Genomic DNA, 1,688 nt, shown 5'->3' with positions numbered 1-1,688 from the left:
GGCTCTGCCTCAATCTGTGTGGCGGAGGGGCAGCATTCTTGCCCTCAACAGTTCTGGCCCGGCTCGGCCGTACATGGCGCGTTTGAGGGTCTTCAGACGATTAATCTGACCTTCTGCTTGGCCGTTGCTCCAGGGCATCTCGATAGCGTTTTTTACCGCATCGAAATCCCGGTTCAATGTGCGTGCGAAGCGCACGATGGGCGCCAGGTCGGTTTCGATCGCGTCGTCGATCCATGCAGGGAGCGGGTCTGCCTCGCGGCCACGCAGGATACCGTTGAACCGCATGACGAGGCAGCGCATCGTTGCGAAGGCGGGAGAGCCAGCCTTGAGCGCGTCGACTTTCCGCGCCTGATCCGGGGTGAGTTTTCCGCGGGGTTTGATACACAGCGCTGCCGCGATGACCGGGGAGATCGCGTGCCCCGTTTCCGGGTCCCGGACCGGTTCCAGGATCTGGTGCTCCAAGGCAGGGCCCTTCGCTTGCTTTTCGGCTCTGCGCCACCCCGCCAGCAGCCGCTGCAAATGCGTCGGGCTCCCCTCGTAGCCACGCTCTCGGATCAGACGGAACAGGGCGCTTCCAGTTCGAATTCCGCCCTTCCAGCTTTGGCTCAGGAACTCTTCAAAGTACCACGGCGAAGTCGGCTTCAAAGCTGCCCGCCTGCGGTCCGGCGGCGTCTCGAACTGCAGCCATTTCGCGATGCTGCGACGAGGGAACCCTGTTCGCCGCCCAATCTCGCTGCAGGTAAGCCCCTGATTTCGAAGCGCATGGATGGTGGTGAAAATCTCTTCCCGAGACGTCCTGTGCGCAAGGCGGGACTTCAGAAGGCTTCCCTCTGCGGTGATATTGTCGGCGTCGGACAGCAGCGCCCTGCCGGTCGCACGGCCGTGAAGGTTCATCTGCTCCTCGATAGCCTGCCGCAGGTTCTGCACGATATGAAACCGGTCGGCGACCTGTTCCGCTTGCGGCGCGCCTTGCCGGGCAGCCTGGGCGTAGAGACCGCAGCGATCTCTGCTGATCACTTCCACCTCGGGATGTCGTTTCAGCCAGTCGGTGCAGGTGACCACATCACGATCTTCGAGAACATCGATGACCGCGCGACGCTCCAGATCGACAATGATCGTGCCGTAGGTCTGCGACTTCCGCCAGCTCCAGTCGTCGATCCCGATGACGGTCGGCGGCTCGGCAGTGTCTTGAGCACGGTTCTTCAGCTGCCTAAGCACCGTGTCATCACTGACCCCAAGGCCCAAGCGATGCAAGAGCCGCTCGGCAGGCCGCCCGCCGGTCGCGTGCCCAAGATGGCTGACAATTTCCCCGACACGCGAAGTGCGCCGCGCAAAAGGACGCGCAATCGAGCCGATCTGGTCCGAGAAAGTCCGGCGCGGGCAGGCGGGTGCCAAACATCGCCAACGGCAAACCCAGAGGGTTACCGTAACCCCGTCACCATGGGCGGGATAATCCTGCAGCCGCCTACGCCGCCAGCCGTGACGACGTCGCGATTGCAATCCACAGTCTGGGCAGATGCCGTTTGGTGTCAGACTGCCGGATACAGTCCACCCGCCGGAATCGCGCCGCTCAACGCTTTGAACGGAAACATCGCTCCCGGGCGACCAGTGCTTCCTTGAAATCATCACTATCCCTCCTGAATCTTCCCGTTCTCAGGATAGTGCGCCACACAGATTGAGGCAGAGCC

1 protein-coding gene is annotated in these 1,688 nt (G+C 62.3%); it reads right to left on the bottom strand.

The annotated features are described in order from the left end of the window. Positions 1-9 precede the first annotated feature (9 nt). The gene (locus tag QMG28_RS20830) at positions 10-1,626 is read right to left on the bottom strand and encodes an ISL3 family transposase (protein ID WP_434622679.1); all 1,617 of its coding nucleotides are present in this window, start codon (positions 1,624-1,626) and stop codon (positions 10-12) included. Positions 1,627-1,688 lie beyond the last annotated feature (62 nt).

It is taken from the genome of Sinisalibacter aestuarii (genome assembly GCF_027923545.1).
Lineage (GTDB): Bacteria > Pseudomonadota > Alphaproteobacteria > Rhodobacterales > Rhodobacteraceae > Sinisalibacter > Sinisalibacter aestuarii.
This window is presented reverse-complemented; position numbering and strand designations above follow the sequence as displayed.